We start from the raw sequence: 21910 nt of genomic DNA on the forward strand, positions 1-21910 counted from the left end.
AGGCAGGCACAACGAAGGGGGATGGCGCATGGACGCGCTGGAACTGGCCCGGTTACAGTTCGCGATGACCGGGAACCTGCACTTCCTGTTCGTCGTGCTCACGCTGGGGCTCGCGCCGCTGGTGGCGATCATGCACACGCGCTGGGCACTGGCGGGCAGGCCGCTGCACGAGCGGCTGACCAGGTTCTGGGGCCAGGTCTATGTCATCAACTACGCCTTGGGCATCGTCACCGGGCTCGTGATGGAGTTCCAGTTCGGGCTCTCGTGGAGCGGGCTGACGCACTACGCGGGCGACGTCTTCGGCGCTCCGCTGGCCATGGAGACGCTGGTGGCGTTCTTCCTGGAGTCGACGTTCCTCGGCCTGTGGATCTTCGGCTGGGGACGGCTGCCGAAATGGGCGCACCTGGCCTGTATCTGGCTCGTGACACTCACGGCGTACGGCAGCGCCTTCTTCATCATGGCGGCCAACTCCTTCCTGCAGAACCCCGCCGGAGCCGTCGTCAGAGGCGACCGGATGGAGCTGGTCGACATCGGTGCGCTGTTCACCAACAAGACGCTGATCTTCTCCTTCCCACACGTGATCGGGGCCGGGCTGTTCACCGGGGCGATGGTGCTGGTCGGGGCGAGCGCCTACCAGCTGCGCCGCCGTACGTCCGAGGTGGAGTTCTTCACCAAGTCGCTGCGCACGGGGGTGACCACGGCCGCCATCGGCATCTTCCTGACCGTCGGCTTCGGTTACGCCCAGTTCGCCGGCATCCAGGAGGGCAAGTTCGAGGGCGACACGGGGGCGGTGCCGCTCGGGATCATGATGGAGGTCGGGCAGCTCCTCGCGCTCGTCGTGCTGTTCCTGATGCTGCCGCTGATCCGCGTCCTGCCGCGCTGGCGGTGGACGCATCCGCTGCTCATGCTGATGACGCCGCTGCCGTTCGTCCTGGCCATCATGGGCTGGCTGGCCAGGGAGGGCGGGCGGCAGCCGTGGATGATCTGGCGGAAGCTCACCGTCGCCGACGCCATGACGCCCGGCCTCACCCCGCCGATGATCACCGGCTCACTGATCGCCTTCGTGGGCGTGCTGGTGCTGCTGGCGATCGTCGACTACGTCCTCATCGCCAGGGTGGTCAGGCGCGGGCCGCGCGAGCTCGACCTCGGCGCCGTCCGCGAGCCCGCCCTGACCTACTAGGAGTCGTGACATGGAACTGATCTGGTTCGCCTGCTTCACGCTGCTGCTGGCCGGATACTTCGCGCTGGAGGGCTTCGACCTGGGGGTCGGGCTCCTGCTGCCGGTCCTCGGCAAGTCGGCCGACGGCAAGGATCGCATGGTGGCGGCCATGGCCCCGTTCGTGCTGGCCAACGAGGTGTGGCTGGTCGCGGTCGCCGGGACGCTGTTCGGCGTCTATCCGGCGCTCGAGGGCGAGGTGCTGTTCGGGCTGTATCCGGTGGTGGTGGCCATGCTGCTGTCCTGGATCCTGCGGGACGCCGGGCTGTGGTTCCGCCGCCGGATCGGGGGCACGGCCTGGCGGGGCTTCTGGGACCTGATGATCGCGCTCGGCTCGCTGGGGCTCTCGTTCGGCTGGGGCGTGGCCCTGTACGCGGCCGCCACCGGGTTCGGCTCGTCCCTGCTGAACCCGGCGGGGTTGATGCTGGGCGTGGTGGTGACGCTGCTGCTGGCCTTCCACGGCTGGACGTTCCTGGCCTGGCGCTCCCCCGGCCTGGCCGGTGCCACCCGCTCGGGGCGCGCGCTGGCCGTGTCCGGAGTGGTGGCCGCGATCCCCGCCCTCGGGGTGCTCCTGGGCAGCATGCCGTACCTGCTGGAGCACACCGCGCCGGCCGAGACGCTGAATGTGCTGAGTGTCATGACGCTGCCGTTCGCGCCGATCGTCATCATCGCGCAAGGATGGGTGTGGCGCACTTTCCGTCCTGGCGAGGACGCCGTCCGGATCCCGTCGTTCTTTTGAGGGCTCGTGCACAAAGATCTCCTGCGGCTCATGCGGGTCGAGCAGTCGGTGCGGCGCCACCTGGCCGTCACCTTCGCGGCGGCGATGGCGGCCGGGCTGCTCGTGCTCGTACAGGCGGAGCTGCTGGCGGGGGTCCTGTCCGGCCGGTTCACGACCGTGGCGCTGGCGGGCCTGGCCGCCGTGGTGGGCGTCCGCGCGCTGCTGGGGTGGACGCAGGGCATCTTCGCCGGCCGTACGGCGACGGGCGTCAAGTCCGCGCTCCGGCACCGGCTGCTGGCCAGGCTGCAGGAGCTGGGTCCGGCCCGGCTCGCCGGTCACCGCTCGGGTGAGCTGGTCACGCTCACGGGACGCGGCCTCGACCGCCTCGACGCCTACCTGACCGGCTACCTGCCCTCGATCGCCGTCGCGGCGGTGGTGCCGCTGGCGATACTCGTCCGGCTGTTCGCCGCCGACCTGGCGAGCGCGGTGATCGTGCTGGTCACGCTGCCGCTGATCCCGCTCTTCGGGGCGCTCGTGGGGATGACCACCAAGGCCGTCACGGAGCAGCAGTTCCGCGCGCTGTCGCGGCTCGGCGGGCACTTCCTCGACGTCGTACGCGGCCTGCCCACGCTGCGCGCCTTCGGCCGGGCCCGCTACCAGGCGACGGTCATCCAGCAGGTGGCCGAGGCGCACCGCGCCACGACCATGCGGACGTTGCGGGTGGCGTTCCTGTCGTCGCTGGTGCTGGAGCTGTGCGCGTCGCTGTCGCTGGCCCTGGTGGCGGTGCCGATCGGGCTGCGGCTGCTGGGCGGGTCGCTGGACCTGTCGACGGCGCTGCTGGTGCTGCTGCTGGCTCCGGAGGCGTACCTGCCGCTGCGGGCCATGGGCACCCGCTTCCACGCCTCCATGGAGGGGGTGGCGGCGGCGGACGCGGCCTTCGCCGTACTGGACGCCGAGCCTGCAGCCGTCAGCGCGGCCATGTCTCGGAAGCAGAAACCCCCGGAGGGCGCCACGCCCCGGAAGCGGCTTCCGCAGGGCCCCGCGGCCCCGTCGATCCGGCTGGAGGACGTCACCGTCCGCTACCCCGGCCGCGACGACCCGGCGCTCGAGCATGTCTCCCTCACCATCGAGCCCGGCGAACGCGTGGCCCTGGTCGGTGCGAGTGGCGGCGGCAAGAGCACGCTCCTGCACCTCATCCTTGGCTTCGTCGAGCCGTCCGAGGGCAGGGTCCTCGTCGACGGCACCGACCTGCGCGACCTCGACCTGGACGCCTGGCGCGACCGGCTGGCCTTCGTCCCGCAACGCCCGCACCTGTTCGCCACCTCGGTCGCCGGCAACATCCGCCTCGGCGCGCCGTCCGCCTCCCTGGAGCAGGTACGGCAAGCCGCCGCGGCCGCCTACGCCGACGACTTCATCCAGGCCCTCCCCGACGGCTACGACACGGCGGTGGGCGAACGGGGCGCGAACCTGTCCGCCGGCCAGCGGCAGCGCGTGGCCCTGGCGCGGGCCTTCTGCCGCCCGGACACCTCGGTCCTGCTGCTGGACGAGCCCACGGCCCGGCTCGACGGCCGCAGCGAGGCGGCCGTGGTGACGGCCACCGCCGACCTGGCCCGGGACCGCACCGCGATCATCGTGGCGCACCGGCCGGCCATGATCGACCTCGCCGACCGGGTCGTCCGCATCCACGAGGGCCGAGTGATCGCCGACCGCTCCCGCCTCGGTACGGGTACGGGCCGTTCCGACCTCGGTACGAGCGCGGGCCGTTCCGACCTCGGTACGAGCGCGGGCCGTTCCGACCTCGATACGGGCACGGCCCATACCGACCTCGATACGAGCACGGCCGTGAGGGGAGAGCGATGAACCGGCGCATGGGCCTGCGGCTCTCCTGGGCGGTGCTGGCCGGAGCGGCGGCCGACCTGGCCGGGCTGGGGCTGATCGCGGCGGCGGCGTGGCTGATCACGCGGGCCGCCGAGCAGCCGGAGCTGGCCGCGTTGAGCGTCGCCATCGTGGCCACCAGGGCGTTCGCCACCAGCAAGGGCGTCTTCCGCTACGCCGAGCGGCTCACCGGCCACGACGTCGCCCTGCGCGCCCAGGCCGGCACCCGCGAACGCCTCTACCAGGCCCTCATCCCCCCGCAGCGGCCCCGGCACGGCGGCGCCGACCTGCTCAGCCGGATGGTCGACGACACGGAGGCCGTCCAGGACCTCCTGGTGCGCTGCCTGCTCCCCGCCACGGCCGCCGCGCTCGCCGGCCTGGCCGCCGTGGTCATCGGCCTCACCTTGCTCCCCGTAGCGGCCCTGGTCCTGCTGGCGGGGCTGGTCGTGGCGGGCGTCCTGCTGCCCGCCGCCACGGCCGCCGCCGCGCGCCGCTGGTCGGCCAGGATCGCCCCCGCCAGAGCCGCCCTCGCCGAGCGGGTGGCCGACCTGGTCCACGGCTCCGCCGACCTGGCCGCGTACGGCGCCAGTGACCGCGCCCTCGCCCAGGCCCGCGCCGCCGACGAGGCCCTGGCCGCGCTGGAGCGCCGCCAAGCCCGCGTCCACGCCACCGCCCTGGGAGCCGGCACCCTGGTGCAGGGCCTTACGGTGGCGGCGATCGTGCTGCTCGCCCAGGCCGCCGGGACCGACCGGGTGGCCATGGCGGTGCTCGCCCTGACCGCGCTGGTCTCCTTTGAGCCGGTGCTCCCGCTGGCGGCGGCGGGCGAACGCCTGGCGGGCATCCTGGCCGCGCTCAGACGCCTGCGCGAGGTGAGCGCCACCCCACCCGCCGTCACCGAGCCGGACACCGCTCCCACTCACCCGCCAGCCCCCCTCCCGCAGTCGCCGCTGACGGTCGAGATCGACGACCTCGTCGTACGGCACGCGCCGGAGCAGCGGGCGGCCGTCGACGGGGTGTCGCTGAGCCTGACCCCCGGCAAGCGGGTGGCCCTGGTGGGGCCGAGCGGGGCCGGGAAGAGCACTCTGCTGGCCGCGCTGATGCGCCTGGTCGAGCCCGAGTCCGGCGAAATCCGGCTCAACGGGGTGGACATCCGGCGGCTGGCCTCGGACGACGTACGGGCCATGATGACGGGGCTCACCCAGGACCCCTACATCTTCCAGACCACCCTGCGCGCCAACCTGCGGCTCGCCGGCCCCGAGGCCGGTGACGAGGAGCTGCGGCAGGCCGTACGAGATGCCCGGCTGGAGGAGTGGGTCGAGCGGGCCGGGTGGGAGGCCGAGCTGGGCGAGGACGGCCGGACCGTGTCCGGCGGGCAGTTGCAGCGGCTGGCCCTGGCCAGGGCGCTGCTGTACGACCCGCCGGTGCTGCTGCTCGACGAACCGGCCGAGGCGCTGGACGAGGAGACCGCCGACGCGCTCATGGCCGACCTGCTCGACGTGACGCACGACCGCACCACCTTGCTGGTCACCCACCGGCTCAGGGGCCTGGAGCAGGTGGACGAGATCGTCGTGCTGGAGGACGGGCGCGTGGTTCAGCGCGGCCACCACGACGATCTCGTCACCAAGCCGGGCTACTATCGCGACCTTTGGGAGTCGGAAGTCCTGACCAGACGATGATCGCCGGGCGTCAGCGCACTTCGACCTCGACGATGCGGGTGTAGTCGTTGGCGCCGTTCGAGGCCAGCGCGACGATGCGGACGGCGTCCGCCGTGACCGGCGCGAAGTCCGAGCGGGCGTTGCCGGCGGTGTTGCCGCGCACCTGGGCGACCGTCTGCCACTGACCCGCCACCTGGACCTGGACGTCCCAGTCGCGCAGCCCGAAGGTCGAGGCCGGGTACCGTTCGGTGCTCAGCGTGTACAGGTCCACGCGGGAGACCTGCTTGGCGCCGCCCAGCGCGATGGCCACGGTGTCCGGCCAGGCTCTGGCGGTGGCGTCGTTCCAGCCGTTGCCCCCGGCCCAGCCGTTGGAGCCGCTGTCACCGTCGGCGATGCTGCAGGGCGGGTAGTTGGCGTTGACGTGCTGGGAGGAGGCGGTGACCTGTCGCCGGAGGGCGAGGTTGCCGCCGTTGTCGAGCTTGTCTGGGGTGACCACCTCGACGGGTACGGCCAGCGTGCGGTCCCCGGTGCGCAGGCGCAGGCCGTACTGGCCCTCTGGGGTGGTCGGCGGGACGGCGACCAGCAGTTTCGCGCCGAGTTCGTAGCCGGGGGGCAGGTAGCTGGACAGGATCGAGCGGGAGGCGCTGAGCGGCTGGTCGATCTCGACCCGCATGTCGGAGTAGGCGGCCTTCTTGGCGTCGCTGCGCATGCCGATCTCGATCTTGGCCGGGCAGGCGGGGTCCACGCCGAGCGGCGCGATGAGCTTGTCGGCGCCCGCGATGGGGGTCAGTTTGCCGGTGCCCTTGGACTTGCCCGGTCTGACATTGATCGAGGTGACGGAGGCGGGCTGCTGCTCAGGAGGCTGAGCGGCGGGTGAGGGATCCTGCTGCGGAACGGCCGCGTTCGCGCCCGGCCCGGTCAGGACCGTGACGGCGGCGACGGCCAGCGCGGCGGTGAGGTGTCGCATGATCATTCCTTCCGGGGTCAGAGGGCCTGGAGGCCGGGGGTGCCGTCGAGGGTCACGAGGCTGGCCCTGGTGGAGACGGGCGCGCCTGGCTTGTCGACGTACGGGACGACCTTGAAGTCGGCCCGCCACTGGCTCCGGGTGACCTCGCAGGAGACGTAACCGCGCTGGTAGCTGGAGAACCTGAGGTGCGGGTTGGTCGGGTCGCTGCCCCCGGCCGGCAGTCCGGTGGTGGCGCTGCCGTTGCCGCCGCTGCTGACCGAGGTGCCGACGAACTCCACGCCGACCGTGCGCGAGGCGGGGTCGTCGAAGTTCGCCTTGAGCTCGCCGGCCAGGTTGTAGTGGATGTCGCCGGTCAGCACCACGGGGTTGCTGACCTCGCGGTCGATCATGCCGTTGATGACGCGGTCCTTGGCGGCCTTGTAGCCGTCCCAGAGGTCCATGCTGAGCTTCTGGGCGGGTCCGGGGTCGTAGTCGAGCTGGATCATGGCGATCTGCTGGGCCAGCACGTTCCACTTGGCGCGGGACCTGTCCATGCCGTCGAGCAGCCACTTCTCCTGCTCGGCGCCGAGCATCTGCCGGGCCGGGTCGAGCCGGTCGGCGCAGTCGATCTGCTGGCCGTCGCCGCAGACCTGGTCGTCGCGGTACTGCCGGGTGTCCAGCACGTTGAACTCGGCGAGGTCGCCGAAGGTGAACCGGCGGTAGATCCGGGCGTCAGGGCCCTGCACGGCGGGCACCCTGATGGGCATGTTCTCCCAGTAGGCCCGGAAGGCGTTGGCGCGGATCACCAGGTAGTCCTGCTCGGTCACCTCGCCGCCGGGGCCGTACTTGCCCGCCCAGTTGTCCAGCACCTCGTGGTCGTCCCAGGTGACGATCCACGGCGCGCGGTGGTGCGCGGCCTGGAGGTCGGGGTCGCTCTTGTAGAGGCCGTACTGGATGCGGAAGCGGTCGAGGGTGTCGCACTGCACCCGGTACTGCTCGGGCACCGGGGTGTTGCGCAGCCCGCCGGTGGGCACGATGCCGTACTCGTAGATGTAGTCGCCGAGGTGGAAGACCACATCGGGCTCCTCCTCCGCGAGGTGGCGGTAGGCGCTGTAGTAGCCGTCCTGCCACAGGGCGCACGAGGCGAAGGCCAGCTTCAGGGCGTCGGGCCTGCTCCTGGCCGCCGGGGCGGTCTTGGTCCGGCCGACCGGGCTGATCTGGCCGCCGGTGCGGAAGCGGTAGAAGTACTCGCGGCCGGGGCGCAGCCCCTTGGCGTCCACGTGGACCGAGTGACCGTACTCGGGCGTGGCCCACGCGGAGCCGTGCCCGGCCCGGCGGGTGAACGCCTCGTCCTCCGCGATCTCCCAGTCGACCTGGATCCTGCCGTACGGCATGCCGCCGAGCGGCTCCAACGGACTGACGGCCAGGCGCGTCCAGAGGATCACCCGGTCGGGCAGCGGATCGCCGGAGGCGACACCTAACTGGAAGGGGTAGTCGGCCCTGGCGCTGGCCTGGGCCGTCCACGGGTCGGCGAGGTTGGTGGTGAAGGCCAGGGCAAGGGCGGAGCCGCCGATCCCGAGGAAGGATCGGCGTGAGGGACGATGCATGGGCTTCCTAAGAGCTGGGGGGTCGAAAGCCCTCACTTTTTAGCAAGCAGCCAAGCTCCTAACAAGACTTAGGTTAAAAATCACAGGCAATTGTGTTAAATCGTCCTACTCCTAGAGGCTTCCTGTGCGGTTACTGTGACTTCACCACGGCGTGCGGCTGCAGCAGCTCGTGGATCTGCTCCATTTGCGCCTGGGCCAGCGGCCCGTGCCGCAGCGCGCCGGCGTTCTGCTCGGCCTGGTCGGCCGTCCTGATGCCGGGGATCGGCACCGTGCGCCCGCTGCGGGCCAGCAGCCAGCCGAGGGCGCCTTGGGCGAGGGTACGCCCGTCGGAGGTCAGGATGTCGCGGATCGCCTCCAGCATGGCGAGGAACTCGGGGGCGGGCCGGCCGTCCTTGAAGAAGGTCATCCACTGCGGAGAATCGCCGCGTACGTCGTCCATCGGCAGCCGCGAGTCCCGGCCGTACTTGCCGGTGAGCAGCCCCATCGCCAGCGGCCCCCGGTTGACGGAGGCGAGCTCGTGGGTGTCGCACACCGCCAGCATCGCCGGGGTGTCGTGCAGGACGTTGAGGTCATGCTGCACGGCGGCGCAGTGCGGCCCTTTCGCGAACGCGGCCGCCCGTTCGGGGTCGTTGGTGCTCCAGCCGTAGGCCCGGATCAAGCCCTCCTCGACGAGCTCCTCCAGCGCGGCGATCATTTCGTCCACCCGCTCCGGCGGTGCGTCCCCGACGTGCAGCTGGTAGAGGTCGATGTGATCGGTTCCCAGCCGCTCCAGCGACGCCCGGCAGGCCCGCCGGATGTATCCGGGCGAGGTGTCCTCGCCGGTGAGCGTCCGCGTCGCCGCGTCGAAGGTGAGGCCGAACTTGGTCGCGATCACCACCTCGTCCCACCGTCCGGACAGCGCTCTCCCGAGCACCCGCTCGCTGTGTCCGGTGCCGTACACGTCGGCCGTGTCGAAGAAGGTGACCCCCAGGTCGAGCGCCCGGCGCACGGCCGCCACCGACTCCTCGTCGTCCACCTGCCCCCATCCGGCCGGCTTGCCACGGGCCATGAAGGGGCCGCCGATCGCCCATGCCCCGAACCCGATCGCACTCACCCGCAGGCCGCTACGTCCCAAGATCCGGAATGAATCAGTCATCTCGCACTCTCCCTGGAAATGGCAACAGGGAAGACGCTGCCAGCTGGAGTGGACTCCAGGTCAAGTACGTCGATCATCGGTCTCCTTCGAGCCGGGGCTTCCGCCGGCGGGGGGAGCGTGCGAACCGGCGCTAGACGCCGGCCTGTGCCAGGACGTTCGCGAGTCCGGACGCGTCCAGCTTGGTCGAGATGTACCAGGCGCTGCCCGCGCCTGCCTGGTGCCGGGTGACCGCCGGGCCGCCGCCGACGTAGGTCACGGCCGCCGTGGCGCCGGTCAACTGGACGGTCTCGCTCCAGAAGGCGCCGACCGTCCCGTCGGACAGTGCGACGGGGCCGGTCAGGGGACGGAACTCCTCGACGCGGACGCCGAGCAAGTCGCGCAGCGCGCCGGGATAGCCGCCCAGCCGGACGCGGGTGTCGGGGTCGGCGACGCCGCTGAAGTACGACACGATCAAGGTGCCCCCACTCTCGACGTACGCGGTGAGGTTGGCGACGGCCTCGTCAGAGATCAGGTACAGGGACGGCATCAGCACCGCCCGATAGCGCGAAATATCGTGAGAAGGGTGGACGAAGTCGGTGGCGAGGCCCCGCTGCCACAGCACCCGGTGCGCCTGCTCCACCGACGCGCGGAAGTCCAGCCCGGTCACGGGCAGAGCCGGGTTCCGCAGCGCCCAGGCGGCCTCGTCGTCCCAGAGAATGGCCACCTCGGCCTCGGCGGGCTGCGCAGGCGGAAGGGCACTGAGCGTCCGGCCCAGGTCGGCGATCTCGCGGAAGACCCGGCTGTCGGCGCCCGCGTGCGGGACCATGCCCTGGTGCCACTGCTCCGCCCCGCCCTGGGAGGCGCGCCACTGGAAATGCAGCACTCCAGTGGCCCCGCGGGCCACGTATTCCAGGCTGCGCCGCGTGTGCTCTCCCGGTTCCAGCGGGAGCGTCCCATCAGGGACGTACATGGCCGCGACGCCCTGCTCCATCAGCAGCCACGGCTTCCCGCGCGCCCAGGAGCGGGCCAGGTCGGAGGCGAAGGCGACCTGGGCGAGCCCGCCGTCGCCGGGCTCGTCGGTGTAGTGGTCGATGCCCACGAGATCGACCTCGGCCGACCATTTCCAGTGGTCCAGCGGCGTCCATCCCGCCATGACGTAATTGGTGGTCACCGGCTGCCGCCCATGGACGCGCAGGATGTCACGCTGCTCGCGGTAGTGGGCGAGCAGCGCGTCGGAGCAGAAGCGGCGGTAGTCCAGCAGGTGGGCGGGGTTCGACCGGTACTGGGTGGTCCGTGGTGGCATGATCTGCTCCCACGCCGAGTAGTGCTGGCTCCAGAACGCCGTGGTCCACGCGTCGTTGAGCGCGTCGAGGGACTTGTGCCGCTCACGCAGCCAGGCGCGGAAGGCCGTCGCGCAGTGATCGCAGTGGCAGGTCGTGCCGTACTCGTTGTGCACGTGCCACATGGCCGTCGCCGGGTGGGCGCCGTACCGCTCGGCGAGCGCCGTCGCGATGCGGCGCGAGGCCGCCCGGTACGCGGGCGCGTTGACGCAGTACGTGTCGCGACTGCCATGGGTGAGCCGGGTCCCGTCGGCCCGCACCGGCATCGCGTCCGGATGGGCCAGGCCGAACCAGGGCGGCGGGGAGGCCGTCGGGGTCGCCAGGTTGACCTGGATGTCGTTGTCGTGCAGCAGGTCCATGATGCGATCGAGCCAGCCGAAGTCGTAGACGCCCTCCGACGGCTCAAGCCGGGCCCAGGAGAAGACCCCCACGGTGGCGAGGTTGACCTTCGCCTCCCGCATCAGCCGGACGTCCTCCAGCCAGACGTCCTCTGGCCATTGCTCGGGGTTGTAGTCTCCGCCGAAATACATGCTCTCTCCAACTAGGGGGTTACGGCCGCTGATCAGTCGCTGCCGGTTACGAAACTCTGGATGGCCACGACCGCGCCACCACGGGCCCATTCGCGGAAGTCGTCCACTTCGATCAGCACGTCGACCGAGTTCACCCGGCCGCGCCGGTTCGCGCTGAGCGCCCGGTCGAGACCGTCCTTGGCGACGCGGGCCAGCTCCACGCCCTCACCGGCCACGATCACCGTCTTGACCATGGAGAACGTCGCGACGTGGGCGATGAGCCTGCCGAGCGCGTCCGCGGCTTCGGCGACGACGGCGAGGCACACCTTGTCCCCTTCCGTGGCCAGGCGCATCACCTCCTCGTACGTCACCGGCCGCCGCAGTCCCTGCCCGGCGGCGGCCACGATGGACTCGCTGGCCAGGTAGGCGGAGGCACAGCCGCGGTGGCCGTCCCCGCACATCGGCCCGCCCGCGTTCAGCACCAGGTGGGCGAACATGCCGAGGTCCGACTCGGCCGCCGTCACCAGATGATCGTGTACGACCAAGGCGTAGCCGACTCCCGCCCCGATCGAGACGAGCGCGAAGTCGCGCAGCCCGCGGGCCGCCCCGAACCAGTGATGCTGGTGGCCCAGCGCCGCCACGTCGTTCTTGACCACGCACGGGATGCCCAGAGCCTGCTCCAGCAGTGACTTGAGCGGCACCTGCCGCCAGCCGAGATACGACGAGTCGACCAGCCGCTCACCGCCGAGCTGGACCGCCGAACGGGCGTCGCCGCCGAGCGTGACACCGGCCCCGACAGGCGTCCGCTCGCCGCCGGACAGCTCATCGAGCAGCCCCCTGATCTGGCGGCACACGGCCTGGGGGCGGCGGTCGGAGATCGGCTCGTCGCGGGCCGCGACGATCTGGGCGCGCAGGTCGGTGACGACCGCGTGGACGCGGTCCGCGGTCAGCTTGACGCCGAAGAAACAGTGCTCGCCCGCGGCCACGTCCAGGGGGCGGGTCGGGCGGCCGTTGACCGGGTCGTGGACCACGTCGCCTTCGACGAGGAGCCCGGCGTCGACCATGGGCTTGGTCAGCCGCGTCAGGCTGCCGGTGGACAGGCGCAGGGTCCTGGCCAGCGCGGTCCTGGACTGCGGACCGTGGATGATGAGCTCCTTGACGATGGAGCGTGCCGCGTCGGGCAAGACGTCCCACATGCCGCACCATCCTTGAGGCTCCACCCGCATCAGCGCCAGCCCTCTCACTTGATTTCGCGGCAAAGCTAGCATGTCCACTACGTCACAACGTGTTCACATAACACGCAAGAAATCTGTGCACAAGTAGTGACATGGCTCTCACCTTCTCCCTAGGTTGGCTCTGTTACAAAGCCAGCCCGCTTTGTAGGAAGAAGGCACGAATGCGTATCACGAGGCTCGCCGGCTCGATCGCGGCGCTCAGCACGGCCGCCGTCCTCGCGGCCTGCTCGTCGGGCACGTCCGGGAGCACCAGCACGCCGACAGCGGCCAGTGGGCCGGTCACGCTGGAGTTCTGGTGCTGGGGCACCACTCAGAAGCCCAAGGTCGAGGCGTTCAACAAGTCCCATCCGGACATCCAGGTCAAGCACACCGACGTGGGAGGCGGCACGGACACCGCCGCCAAGCTGCTCACGGCGACCCGGGCGGGCAACGGCCCCGACGCCGCCTGCCTGGAATACGAGACCCTGCCTTCCATGATCGTGGCCGGTGCGCTGGCCGACATCTCCGCCCACACCGGCGACGTCAAGACCGCCTTCAGCCCGGAAGTGTGGAACTTGACCAGCTTCGACGGCGCCGTGTACGGAGTGCCGCAGGACGTCGGCCCGATGGTCCTGGTCTACAACAAGAAACGCTTCCAGGAGCTGAAGATCGAGCCGCCGGCCACGTGGCAGGACTTCGCGAAGGTCGCGGCGGACGTACGCGAGAAGGACCCGGAGACCTACCTGGCGACCTTCGCACCCGCGGAGTTCGGCAACTTCGCCGGGCTTGCCCAGCAGGCCGGCGCGTCCTGGTGGAAGGTCCAGGACCAGACGTGGACCGTAGGGATCGCCGACCAGGCCTCCCTCGCGGTGGCCGACTTCTGGCAGGGGCTCATCGACAAGGACCTCGTCAAGGCCGAGCCGCTGCTCACCCCGGAGTGGAACAACAAGCTGAACAAGGGCAAGATCCTCACCTGGCCGAGCGCGCTGTGGGCGCCGGGCGTGCTGTACGGCGTCGCGGAGAAGCAGGCGGGCGACTGGGCCATCGCGCCGCTCCCTCAGTGGAAGGAGGGCGACGACCGGGTGGCCTTCCAGGGCGGCTCCGCGCTGACCGTCACGAAGACCTCCAAGCACGCCGAGGCGGCGGCCACGTTCGCCAAGTGGATGAACACCGACAAGGCGGCGAACGCCGTCCAGATCGAGCTGGGCGAGTACCCGGCGTCGCTGGCCGGGCAGGAGGCCGCGAGAACCAGCGCGCCGCCCAAGCTGACGGCGAACCAGAAGGACTACTGGGACATCGCCACGAAGGCGGCTCAGCACACGATTCCGCACATCAGCTGGGGCCCGAACGTCAGCACCGCCGGCAGCGCCTTCCAGGACGCCGTCGCCACCGCGGTCCGTGATCACACCCCACTGCGGGACGCGCTGACGAAGACGCACAACCTCGTGGTGGCGGACATGAAGACCACCGGCTTCAAGGTCGCCGGCCCATGACCGCCCTGCCCAGGGCGGAGCGCAGGTCCCGGGCTCCTTATCTCTTCGTGGCGCCCGCCGTGCTGCTCTTCGTCGCCTTCCTGGCGGTCCCCATCGGCTACGCGATCTACCTCAGCGCGCGCGGCCTGAGGCTGACCGGCAAGGGCATCTTCGGCACGCGCGAAGAGGTCTTCGTCGGGCTCGACAACTACGTCAAGACGCTCACCGACCCCGGGTTCTTCGCCGGCTTCGGCCGGCTCGCGCTCTACGGCCTGATCAGCGTGCCGCTCACGCTCGGGCTGGCGCTGCTGTTCGCGCTGCTCCTCGACCACGCCGGGTCGCGGGCCAAGAGGTTCTCCCGCACGGCGATCTTCATCCCGTACGCCGTACCCGGCGTGACGGCTTCGCTGCTGTGGGGCTTCATGTACCTGCCCTCGACCAGCCCGTTCAGCTACCTGACCCGGGAGCTGGGGCTGGGCGAGATCCCGTTTCTCGGGGCGGGCGGCATCTACCCGTCGCTGGCCAACATCGCGGTGTGGGGCGGCGTCGGCTTCAATATGATCATCATCTTCACGTCGCTGCGCGGCATCCCGTCGGAGCTGTACGACGCGGCGCGCATCGACGGCGCCTCCGAATGGCAGATCGCCTGGCGGGTCAAGATCCCGCTGGTGGCGCCGGCCCTCGTGCTCACCGGGTTGTTCTCGCTGATCGGAACGCTGCAGGTGTACGGCGAGCCGACCACCGTGAAACCGATGACGTCGGAGATCTCCGGGGACTGGGTGCCCCTGATGCACATCTACCGCGACGCCTTCGTCCGCGACGACCTGGCGCTGGCCTCGGCCGCTTCCGTCCTGCTGGCGGTGGGCACGCTCGTGGTCTCGGTCCTGCTCCTGAAGGTCACCCAGAAGCGCGCGTTCGGAGGTATGCAATGAGCGCCGCCAACAGCGTGCTCACGCACCGGCGCGCCCAGATCCTGCCCACCATCGTCCTGCTCCTCGGCTCGATCTATTGCCTGGTGCCGGTCGCCTGGGTGCTGGTGGCCTCGACCAAGTCGAGCGGCGAGTTGTTCTCGACGTTCACCTTCGCGCCGGGGACGGGCCTGCTGGACAACCTGCGCGACCTGTTCACCTACGGGAACGGCCTCTACCTGCGGTGGACGGCCAACAGCGCCCTGTACGCGATCGCCGGCGCCGCGGCCTCGACCCTGATCTCGGCGCTGGCCGGGTATGCCATGGCCAAGTACGACTTCCGCGGCCGGAGCCTGCTGTTCTACGCCATCCTGGCCGGCGTCCTCGTGCCCGGCATGACGCTGGCCATCCCGCAATATCTGATCATGTCCGAGCTCGACCTGGTGGGCGGCTACTGGTCGGTCCTGCTGCCGAGCCTCATCTCCCCGTTCGGCATCTACCTGGCCAGGGTCTACGCGATGGCCTCCGTCCCGGACTCGACGATGGAGGCGGCCAGGATCGACGGAGCGAGCGAATATCGCATCTTCGGCTCGATCGGGATGCCCATGATGGTGCCCGGCATGGTGACGATCTTCCTGCTGCAGTTCGTCGGGATCTGGAACAACTTCCTGCTGCCCTTCATCATGCTGTCGGACGAGTCCAAATTCCCGATCACCGTGGGCCTGTACACCGTGCTCAGCAAGGGTTCGGGCCAGCCCACCCTGTACGGCATCGCCATCGTGGGCGCCGCCGTGTCGGTGATCCCGCTCATCGTCCTGTTGCTGAGCCTGCAGCGCTTCTGGCGGCTGGACCTGCTCAGCGGAGGACTGAAAGGATGAAACCGCCGTCCATGGAGATTCTGCACTTCAGAGCCGCCGGTGTGTCCGTGGTGATCGAGTGTCCGCCCGATGCCCTGCCCGCGATCCTGCACTGGGGTCCGGACCTGGGCCCGCTCGAGGACGAGGCACTGGCCCACCTGGCGGCCGATCTCCGTCCGCGGCTCGACGTCAGCGTCGACGTGCCCGTACGGATCCCGCTGGTGCCCGAGGCGCGTACCGGCTGGATGGGCCTGCCCGGCCTGTCCGGGCATCACCAGGGACAGAACTGGTCCCCCGCCTTCACCAGCGTCGCCTACCAGCGGACCGGGCAGTCCCTCACCGTCACCGCCAGGGACGAGCACGCCCGCCTCGGCCTCACGATCATCATCGAGCTCGGCGACTCAGGCCTCCTGCGGGCCCGGGCGGACCTGCGCAATCAGTCCCAGTCCCCCTACACCCTGGACGCGCTCAATCTCGCCTTCCCCGTGCCCGGAACCCCCACGGACCTCCTCGACCAGGCCGGGCGGTGGGCCAAGGAACGCATCCCGCAGCGCCGCCCCCTCACCACCGGCATCCACCTGCGCGAGAACCGCCGCGGCCGGACCGGCCCCGACGCCGCCACCGTCCTCTTCGCGGGCACCGCCGACCTCGGCTTCCGGCGCGGCGAGGCCTGGGGCCTGCACGTCGGCTTCAGCGGCAACCACCGCCACTACGCCGAGCGCACCTCCAGCGGCCGGACCATGCTGGGCGGCGGCGAGCTGCTGCTGCCCGGCGAGATCATCCTGGCGCCAGGTGAGAGCTATCGGAGCCCCTGGCTCTACGCCACTTACGGGCGCGGCCTGGACGCCGCGGCCCGCCGCTTCCACGAGCACCTGCGCGCCAGGCCCGCGCACCCGTCCGGGCCCCGGCCCGTGATGCTCAACACGTGGGAGGCCGTCTATTTCGAGCACGACCTCGACCGCCTGCTGGAGCTGGCCGGACGGGCCGCCAGGATCGGGGTCGAGCGGTTCGTGCTGGACGACGGCTGGTTCCACGGCCGCCGCGACGCCCGGGCCGGGCTCGGCGACTGGACCGTGGACGCCGCCGTCTGGCCGGACGGGCTGACGCCGCTGGTCAAGCGGGTCAGAGAGCTCGGCATGCAGTTCGGGCTCTGGTTCGAGCCAGAGATGATCAATCCGGACTCCGACCTGGCCCGCGCCCACCCCGGCTGGATCATGCAGACCGGCGACCGCCTGCCGCCGCTCGCCCGCGATCAGCAGGTGCTGGACCTGACCAACCCCGAGGCGTACGCGTACGTCAAGACGCGGCTGCTCGCCCTGATCCACGAGTACGACCTCGACTTCATCAAGTGGGACCACAACCGCGACCTCGTGGACGCGGGCTCCACGGCGAGAGGCGGCCGGGCCGCCGTCCACGCCCAGACGCACACCGTCTACCGGCTGCTCGATGAGATCAGGGCCGAGCACCCGCGCCTGGAGATCGAGTCCTGCTCGGGCGGCGGCGGCCGGGTGGACCTCGGCATCCTGGAGCGTACCGACCGCGTCTGGGCCAGCGACTGCATCGACCCCGCGGAGCGCCGGCAGATCATGCGCTGGACCGGGCAACTGCTGCCGCCCGAGCTGATCGGCAGCCACATCGGCGCCGGTCGCTCCCACACCACCGGCCGCCGCCACGATCTCGCCTTCCGCGCCGCCACCGCGTTCTTCGGCCACTACGGGATCGAATGGGACCTCACCACGCTCACCGACGGCGAGCTGGACGACCTGGCTTCGTGGGTCGCCCTGCACAAACGGCACCGCCACCTGCTGCACACGGGCGTGGTGGTCCGCGTGGACGACGCTCCCGAGAGCGTGCAGGCCCATGGCGTCGTCGCCGCCGACGCCTCCGAGGCCGTCTATGAGATCGCCATGCTGGACCGCCCGTCCACCTGGCCGCCGGGCCGGCTCCGGCTGCCCGGGCTCGACCCGGCGACCGTCTACTCTGTGCGCCCGCTCATGCCCGTGACCTCGCACGGGACCGCCCCGGCCTGGACGACCGGCGACTTCGCCCTGCCCGGCTCCGCGCTGGCCGGCTCGGGCATCGCCGTGCCGCCACTGTTCCCCGACGAATCCGTGCTGGTCCACCTCGTCGCCAGGAGCCGCTGAGAAGGTCGCGGACAATCCCGAGCCGTCACCGGGCAGCGCCCCACTGCTCCTTCGGCCGGGCGGCTACTGCGACTTCACCACCGGCACGCCCTCGCTCGCCTGCACCAGCACGAACCCCTGGCCCTGGAAGGCGAGCTGCATCGCCTCACCGCTCCCCCGGCCGATCAGCGCGCCGACCTTGATCGTCCGGTTCACGCCGACGTGCAGGCCGGTGCTCCAGCAGACGGCCGACTGCCCGTCCGCGTACGTCGGCATGGCCGCGGCGTCCAGCAGCACCGGCGTGCCGTGCGTGGTGACCGCCACCCACCCGGTGCCGGTGAGCGTGGTGTTGAACAACCCGCCCGCCGCGACGCCCGCGCCCTGCACCCGCTGGATGTCCCAGGTGAGCTGCGGCTGGAAGGCCAGCAGGTTGCGCCCGTTGACGGTCAGCCCCTCGTTCTCCAGGTAGAACAGGTGGATGTCGTCGGCGTTGTCCGCGAGGTAGAGCAGGCCCTGGCCGCGTACGCGCATCAGCGACGCGCCCTCACCCGTCACGGCCTTCTTGAGCAGCTTGCCGATGCCGCCCGCGCCCTCGTACTCGAAGTCCATCTGGCCCTGGAAGGCCACCATCGAGCCCTGCTTGGCCAGCACCTCGTGGGGCAGCTGGACCCGGAGCATCTTGCCGTTGGCCAGGGCGAAGCCGGCGGGAACCTGGCGCGGATCGAGGTTGTCGAAGACGGAGCTGCGCATGATCGACCTTTCGGTGAAAGAGGTCCCGCCAGCGTAGTGACTCCAGGATCAGGCCAGCGGCTCGTCGCCGAGCTCACGCAGCGCCAGCGCGGCGTAGCCCCGGAGGTCGCCGTAGTTGAACGCGATCTCCTCGTACGCGGCGTCGTCGCGGCCGGCCCAGCCCCGCAGTTCCTCCGCGACCCGGCCGTCCGCCTCCGAGCCCCGCAGCCGGGCCTGCGCGACGGCCGCGCCCCAGCGCACCACGTCGCGGGGATCGTCGAGGGCGGCGTCCAGCGCTGTCGCCGTTTCGGGAGCCGTGCTGAACGAGCCGAGCAGGCCGATCGCGACCAGGGCGGTGGCTGCCACCGCCGGGTGCTCGTCGGCCGCCGCCCTGAGCAGCGGCGGCAGGCCGGCGGCCCGCTCCTCGGGGTACCAGGCCAGGGCGTAGGCCGCGGCGGCGCGCACCGGGGCGTCCGCGTCGGCGAGCAGGTCGCGGAACAGCGGCAGCCCGGCGCCGACCGCGTCGTACGCCATCAGCGCGAAGTACGCGAACAGCCGCTCCTCCTCGGCGGGCTCAAGCGTCTGGAGGTACTGGAACAGGGCGACATCCTCGCCCCAGTCGTCGTCTTCGTCCTCTTCGTCGTCCTCGTCTTCGTCGTCCTCGTCGTCCGTGAACTGCTTGCCGGCGGCCAGCAACAGGTCCCCGCCCGCCGCCGTGGCGCGATGGTCGTCGAGGGGATAGCCGGACGGCAGGAGCTGCTCGCCGTAGCCGATGGCCAGCTGCGTCAGCAGGTGCAGCACGGCCGGACGGTCCGGCGTCTCGGGGTCGGCGAGCAGTTCCAGCAGGAACGGCACCGCGTGGGCGCTCGCCTCGTAGCGGGTGCCCTGGTGGAAGATGTTCCCGTACAGGCTGTGCAGAGCCTTGTCCCGGATGCCGGGATCGGGAGAGCGCAGGGCGCGGATCTGGTCCGGTACGTCCTTCGCGCGGCCGTAGGCGTGCGTCAGGTCGGCCCAGTCGATCGTGTCGAGACTCGCCAGCATGCGGACATGCTGGCATATGGCGCATGCCGGTGTCCGGAAGTCCGTGACACCGCATTCCCTGGGGGCAGGTGCCCAGTACGTACCGAGGACGTACAGGGAGGCATCATGCGGAGCAAGCAGTGGACCGTGCAGATCTACATCAGCGAGGACGACACCGATGAGCGCACGCTGGCCCGTGCGGTCCTGTCCGCCGAGGACAGCGGGTGGCATGAGAGTGTCGGCGTGGCCAGGCGCAACCCCGATGACCGTGCCGTGCCGGAGATCGGCGACGAGCTGGCCGCGGGGCGGGCGCTGATGGACCTGGCCGACAAGCTCCTCGGCGACGCCGCCGAGGACGTGGCCACGCTCGGCGGCCCGATCGAGGCCCGTTGACCACGCGAACGCACGAAGGCGTCCGGCAGGAAGCCCCCCCGGACGCCTTCACGCTCAGCCCTCCGAAGGTAGGAGCAGCCGGAACTCGGTCCGGCCCGGACCGCTCCGTACGTCCACCGAGCCACCGTGCGCGACCACCACGGCGCGGACGATCGCCAGCCCGAGCCCAGCCCCTCCGGTGGCGCGTGACCGGCCCTGGTCGGCGCGGGAGAACCGCTCGAAGATCTCCTCCTCCAGCCCGGCCGGCACGCCGGGACCGTCGTCCTCGACGGTGACCTCCACCGCGCCCGGCAGCCTCCGTACGGCCACGACGACCGTGGTGCCGTCCGGAGTGTGGACGCGGGCGTTGCTCAGCAGGCTCGCGATCACCTGGTGCAGCCGGAGCGCGTCGCCGGTCACCGTGACGGGGTCCTCCGGCAGCTCCAGCCGCCAGCGGTGGCCGGGCCCCGCGGCCCGCGCGTCGCCCGTGGCCTCGATCGCCAGGCGGGACAGGTCGACCTCCTCCCGGGCCAGCGGCCGTCCCGCGTCGAGCCGGGCCAGCAGGAGCAGCTCGTCGACCAGCTCGCTCATCCGCCCCGACTCGGCGTCGATCCTGCCGAGCGCGTGCCGTACGCCGTCCGCCATCGGCTCGTCGCCGCGCAGGGCGAGCTCGGCGTGCCCGCGGATCGCGGCCAGCGGGGTGCGCAGCTCGTGGCTGGCGTCGGCGGCGAAGGCGCGCAGCCGCTGCTCGACGGCGTGCCGGCGGCCCAGAGCGGCCTCCACGTGGCCCAGCATGCGGTTGAACGCGGCGCCGACCTGTCCCGTCTCGGTGCGCGGGTCGGTGTCGGGTACGCGTTCGGCCAGGGTCACCTCGCCGCTGGCCAGGGGCAGCTCGGCGACCTTGCGGGCCGTCGTGGCGATGCGTTGCAGGGGGCGCAGCGCCAGCCGTACCCACAGGGCGCCCGCGACCCCCGTGACGGTCAGCGCGCCGGCGAACATCACCAGCTCGAACAGCCACAGGCGGTTCAGCGTCTCCTCGACACCGTGCAGGGACAGCCCGGTGATCATGACGTCGCCGTCCCGGCCCGGGGCGGCGACGAGCCGGTAGTCGTCCAGCTTGGACAGGTCCACGGTCTGCGGCGGCCCCCCGACCGGCAGCGCCGCCAGGATCGCCTCGTCGTCAGGGCTGAGTCCGGGGTGGGTGCCGTCCCGCTCCGACACCACCGCCGCGTGGGTGACGCGCCCGCCGACCAGCCGCGCGCCGAACGTACCCCGTGCCTGTCCCCGCGTGTCCTCGCCGTGCTCCAGGCTCGCGGCGAACCGGGGGCCGTCGGCGGCGATCTGCTGGTCGACGCGGGCGAGCAGGAACCGCTCCATCGCCACCGACGTGGCGACGCCGATGGCCGCGCACGACAGCGCGAGGAGGACGAGCAAGCCGGCGATCAGCCGGGCCCTGAGCGTGCGAGGGGCGAGGTTCACGGCTTGAGCACGTACCCGACGCCGCGCACGGTGTGGATCAGCGGCCGGCGGCCCGCGTCGATCTTCTTGCGCAGGTAGCTGATGTACAGCTCCACGACGTGGGCCTGGCCGCCGAAGTCATAGGACCAGACGTGGTCGAGGATCTGCGCCTTGCTGAGCACCCGGCGCGGGTTGCACATGAGCAGCCGCAGCAGCTCGAACTCGGTGGGCGTCAGCTCGACCGGCGTACCGGCCCTGCTCACCTCTCTGGCCTCCTCGTCCATGGACAGGTCGGCCACCACGAGCCGGTCCTCGGTGCCGGGCCGCGCCATGCCCGCCCGGCGCAGCAGCCCGCGCAGCCGCGCGAGCACCTCGTCCAGGCTGAACGGCTTGGTCACGTAGTCGTCGCCGCCCGCCGTGATGCCCGCGACCCGGTCCTCGACCGCGTCCCGCGCGGTCAGGAACAGCACGCACAGCTCGGGCCGCAGCGCCCGGAGCCGGCGCATGAGCTCCAGCCCGTTCAGGTCGGGCAGCATGACGTCCAGGACCGCGGCGTCCGGCGCGAACCCTTCGGCCGCGCGGATCGCGGCGGCCCCGCTCGCCGCGGTGCGCACCTGCCAGCCTTCCTGGCACAGCGTCTTCTCCAGCACTTCGAGGAGGTCCGGCTCGTCGTCCACGACGAGCACGCGGATCGGTGTGCCGTCCGGGCGCAGCAGGCTGTTCATGTTTCCTCCTCTTCGTCACAAAATACGAGGTTCTTCTGAGAATCCTCTGAAG

The 21910-nt window shown here is 71.1% G+C and carries 18 protein-coding genes; 9 read left to right on the plus strand and 9 right to left on the minus strand.

Annotated features, from left to right (window positions below; all coding sequences use genetic code 11):
• Positions 1-28 precede the first annotated feature (28 nt).
• From AB0B61_RS17900 to cydC, 4 genes are read left to right on the plus strand one after another with little or no spacing between them, the layout of a single operon-like run.
• Entirely contained in the window at positions 29-1180 is a 1152-nt protein-coding gene (locus AB0B61_RS17900) for a cytochrome ubiquinol oxidase subunit I (RefSeq protein ID WP_358432661.1), read from the plus strand.
• 10 nt (positions 1181-1190) lie between these two features.
• Positions 1191-1955, plus strand: coding sequence for a cytochrome d ubiquinol oxidase subunit II (locus AB0B61_RS17905; RefSeq protein ID WP_358432663.1), 765 nt, complete (start codon positions 1191-1193; stop codon positions 1953-1955).
• Positions 1956-1961: 6 nt separating this feature from the next.
• On the plus strand, positions 1962-3794 hold the full coding sequence (gene cydD, locus AB0B61_RS17910) for a thiol reductant ABC exporter subunit CydD (protein WP_358432665.1): 1833 nt from the start codon (positions 1962-1964) through the stop codon (positions 3792-3794).
• Positions 3791-5485, plus strand: coding sequence for a thiol reductant ABC exporter subunit CydC (gene cydC / locus AB0B61_RS17915; protein WP_358432667.1), 1695 nt, complete (start codon positions 3791-3793; stop codon positions 5483-5485). Before cydD ends, cydC begins: the two co-directional genes overlap by 4 nt.
• A gap of 10 nt (positions 5486-5495) precedes the next feature.
• On the opposite strand, the gene AB0B61_RS17920 is transcribed toward cydC, so the two are convergent.
• The 5 genes from AB0B61_RS17920 to AB0B61_RS17940 form a co-directional block, all read right to left on the minus strand.
• Positions 5496-6431, minus strand: a complete 936-nt coding sequence (locus AB0B61_RS17920; protein ID WP_358432669.1) for a discoidin domain-containing protein — start codon at positions 6429-6431, stop codon at positions 5496-5498.
• Between the two features lie 17 nt (positions 6432-6448).
• Positions 6449-8017, minus strand: coding sequence for an alkaline phosphatase D family protein (locus tag AB0B61_RS17925; RefSeq protein WP_358432671.1), 1569 nt, complete (start codon positions 8015-8017; stop codon positions 6449-6451).
• A 130-nt stretch (positions 8018-8147) separates the two neighbouring features.
• Entirely contained in the window at positions 8148-9152 is a 1005-nt protein-coding gene (locus tag AB0B61_RS17930) for an aldo/keto reductase (RefSeq protein ID WP_358432673.1), read from the minus strand.
• 130 nt (positions 9153-9282) lie between these two features.
• Entirely contained in the window at positions 9283-11001 is a 1719-nt protein-coding gene (locus AB0B61_RS17935; protein ID WP_358432675.1) for a beta-galactosidase, read from the minus strand.
• Between the two features lie 32 nt (positions 11002-11033).
• A complete protein-coding gene (locus AB0B61_RS17940; protein ID WP_358432677.1) occupies positions 11034-12176 on the minus strand; it encodes an ROK family transcriptional regulator in 1143 nt (380 codons plus the stop codon).
• A gap of 200 nt (positions 12177-12376) precedes the next feature.
• On the opposite strand from AB0B61_RS17940, the gene AB0B61_RS17945 reads away from it, so the two are divergent.
• From AB0B61_RS17945 to AB0B61_RS17960, 4 genes are read left to right on the plus strand one after another with little or no spacing between them, the layout of a single operon-like run.
• On the plus strand, positions 12377-13687 hold the full coding sequence (locus AB0B61_RS17945; protein WP_358432679.1) for a sugar ABC transporter substrate-binding protein: 1311 nt from the start codon (positions 12377-12379) through the stop codon (positions 13685-13687).
• Positions 13684-14598, plus strand: coding sequence for a sugar ABC transporter permease (locus AB0B61_RS17950; protein WP_358432681.1), 915 nt, complete (start codon positions 13684-13686; stop codon positions 14596-14598). Before AB0B61_RS17945 ends, AB0B61_RS17950 begins: the two co-directional genes overlap by 4 nt.
• Entirely contained in the window at positions 14595-15452 is an 858-nt protein-coding gene (locus AB0B61_RS17955; RefSeq protein ID WP_358432683.1) for a carbohydrate ABC transporter permease, read from the plus strand. The genes AB0B61_RS17950 and AB0B61_RS17955 overlap by 4 nt, the downstream gene beginning before the upstream one ends.
• Before the next feature lie 11 nt (positions 15453-15463).
• Entirely contained in the window at positions 15464-17575 is a 2112-nt protein-coding gene (locus AB0B61_RS17960) for an alpha-galactosidase (RefSeq protein WP_358432685.1), read from the plus strand.
• Positions 17576-17638: 63 nt separating this feature from the next.
• On the opposite strand, the gene AB0B61_RS17965 is transcribed toward AB0B61_RS17960, so the two are convergent.
• Positions 17639-18304: an AIM24 family protein gene (locus tag AB0B61_RS17965; protein WP_358432687.1), complete on the minus strand. Its 666-nt coding sequence runs from the start codon at positions 18302-18304 to the stop codon at positions 17639-17641.
• 48 nt (positions 18305-18352) lie between these two features.
• A complete protein-coding gene (locus tag AB0B61_RS17970; RefSeq protein WP_358432688.1) occupies positions 18353-19324 on the minus strand; it encodes a HEAT repeat domain-containing protein in 972 nt (323 codons plus the stop codon).
• Between the two features lie 105 nt (positions 19325-19429).
• Between AB0B61_RS17970 and AB0B61_RS17975 the strand changes: the two genes are divergently transcribed.
• Positions 19430-19696, plus strand: coding sequence for a DUF1876 domain-containing protein (locus AB0B61_RS17975; protein WP_358432690.1), 267 nt, complete (start codon positions 19430-19432; stop codon positions 19694-19696).
• Between the two features lie 54 nt (positions 19697-19750).
• Here AB0B61_RS17975 and AB0B61_RS17980 read toward each other — a convergent pair whose 3' ends face one another.
• Together AB0B61_RS17980 and AB0B61_RS17985 are read right to left on the minus strand one after the other, a co-directional pair.
• On the minus strand, positions 19751-21154 hold the full coding sequence (locus AB0B61_RS17980; protein WP_358432692.1) for a HAMP domain-containing sensor histidine kinase: 1404 nt from the start codon (positions 21152-21154) through the stop codon (positions 19751-19753).
• Positions 21151-21858, minus strand: a complete 708-nt coding sequence (locus tag AB0B61_RS17985; RefSeq protein WP_358432694.1) for a response regulator transcription factor — start codon at positions 21856-21858, stop codon at positions 21151-21153. The genes AB0B61_RS17980 and AB0B61_RS17985 overlap by 4 nt, the downstream gene beginning before the upstream one ends.
• Between the last annotated feature and the right edge of the window lie 52 nt (positions 21859-21910).

This window comes from Nonomuraea sp. NPDC049158, assembly GCF_040648335.1.
Lineage (GTDB): Bacteria > Actinomycetota > Actinomycetes > Streptosporangiales > Streptosporangiaceae > Nonomuraea.

Bases quoted from the DNA above. Each gene is read 5' to 3' on its own strand.
- AB0B61_RS17955 (WP_358432683.1), top strand. From the start codon at position 14,595: ATGAGCGCCGCCAACAGCGTGCTCACGCACCGGCGCGCCCAGATCCTG.
- cydC (WP_358432667.1), top strand. From the start codon at position 3,791: ATGAACCGGCGCATGGGCCTGCGGCTCTCCTGGGCGGTGCTGGCCGGA.
- AB0B61_RS17975 (WP_358432690.1), top strand. From the start codon at position 19,430: ATGCGGAGCAAGCAGTGGACCGTGCAGATCTACATCAGCGAGGACGAC.
- AB0B61_RS17940 (WP_358432677.1), bottom strand. From the start codon at position 12,176: ATGTGGGACGTCTTGCCCGACGCGGCACGCTCCATCGTCAAGGAGCTC.
- AB0B61_RS17900 (WP_358432661.1), top strand. From the start codon at position 29: ATGGACGCGCTGGAACTGGCCCGGTTACAGTTCGCGATGACCGGGAAC.
- AB0B61_RS17930 (WP_358432673.1), bottom strand. From the start codon at position 9,152: ATGACTGATTCATTCCGGATCTTGGGACGTAGCGGCCTGCGGGTGAGT.
- AB0B61_RS17925 (WP_358432671.1), bottom strand. From the start codon at position 8,017: ATGCATCGTCCCTCACGCCGATCCTTCCTCGGGATCGGCGGCTCCGCC.
- AB0B61_RS17935 (WP_358432675.1), bottom strand. From the start codon at position 11,001: ATGTATTTCGGCGGAGACTACAACCCCGAGCAATGGCCAGAGGACGTC.
- AB0B61_RS17905 (WP_358432663.1), top strand. From the start codon at position 1,191: ATGGAACTGATCTGGTTCGCCTGCTTCACGCTGCTGCTGGCCGGATAC.
- AB0B61_RS17950 (WP_358432681.1), top strand. From the start codon at position 13,684: ATGACCGCCCTGCCCAGGGCGGAGCGCAGGTCCCGGGCTCCTTATCTC.
- AB0B61_RS17965 (WP_358432687.1), bottom strand. From the start codon at position 18,304: ATGCGCAGCTCCGTCTTCGACAACCTCGATCCGCGCCAGGTTCCCGCC.
- AB0B61_RS17960 (WP_358432685.1), top strand. From the start codon at position 15,464: ATGGAGATTCTGCACTTCAGAGCCGCCGGTGTGTCCGTGGTGATCGAG.
- AB0B61_RS17985 (WP_358432694.1), bottom strand. From the start codon at position 21,858: ATGAACAGCCTGCTGCGCCCGGACGGCACACCGATCCGCGTGCTCGTC.
- AB0B61_RS17945 (WP_358432679.1), top strand. From the start codon at position 12,377: ATGCGTATCACGAGGCTCGCCGGCTCGATCGCGGCGCTCAGCACGGCC.
- AB0B61_RS17920 (WP_358432669.1), bottom strand. From the start codon at position 6,431: ATGCGACACCTCACCGCCGCGCTGGCCGTCGCCGCCGTCACGGTCCTG.
- AB0B61_RS17970 (WP_358432688.1), bottom strand. From the start codon at position 19,324: ATGCTGGCGAGTCTCGACACGATCGACTGGGCCGACCTGACGCACGCC.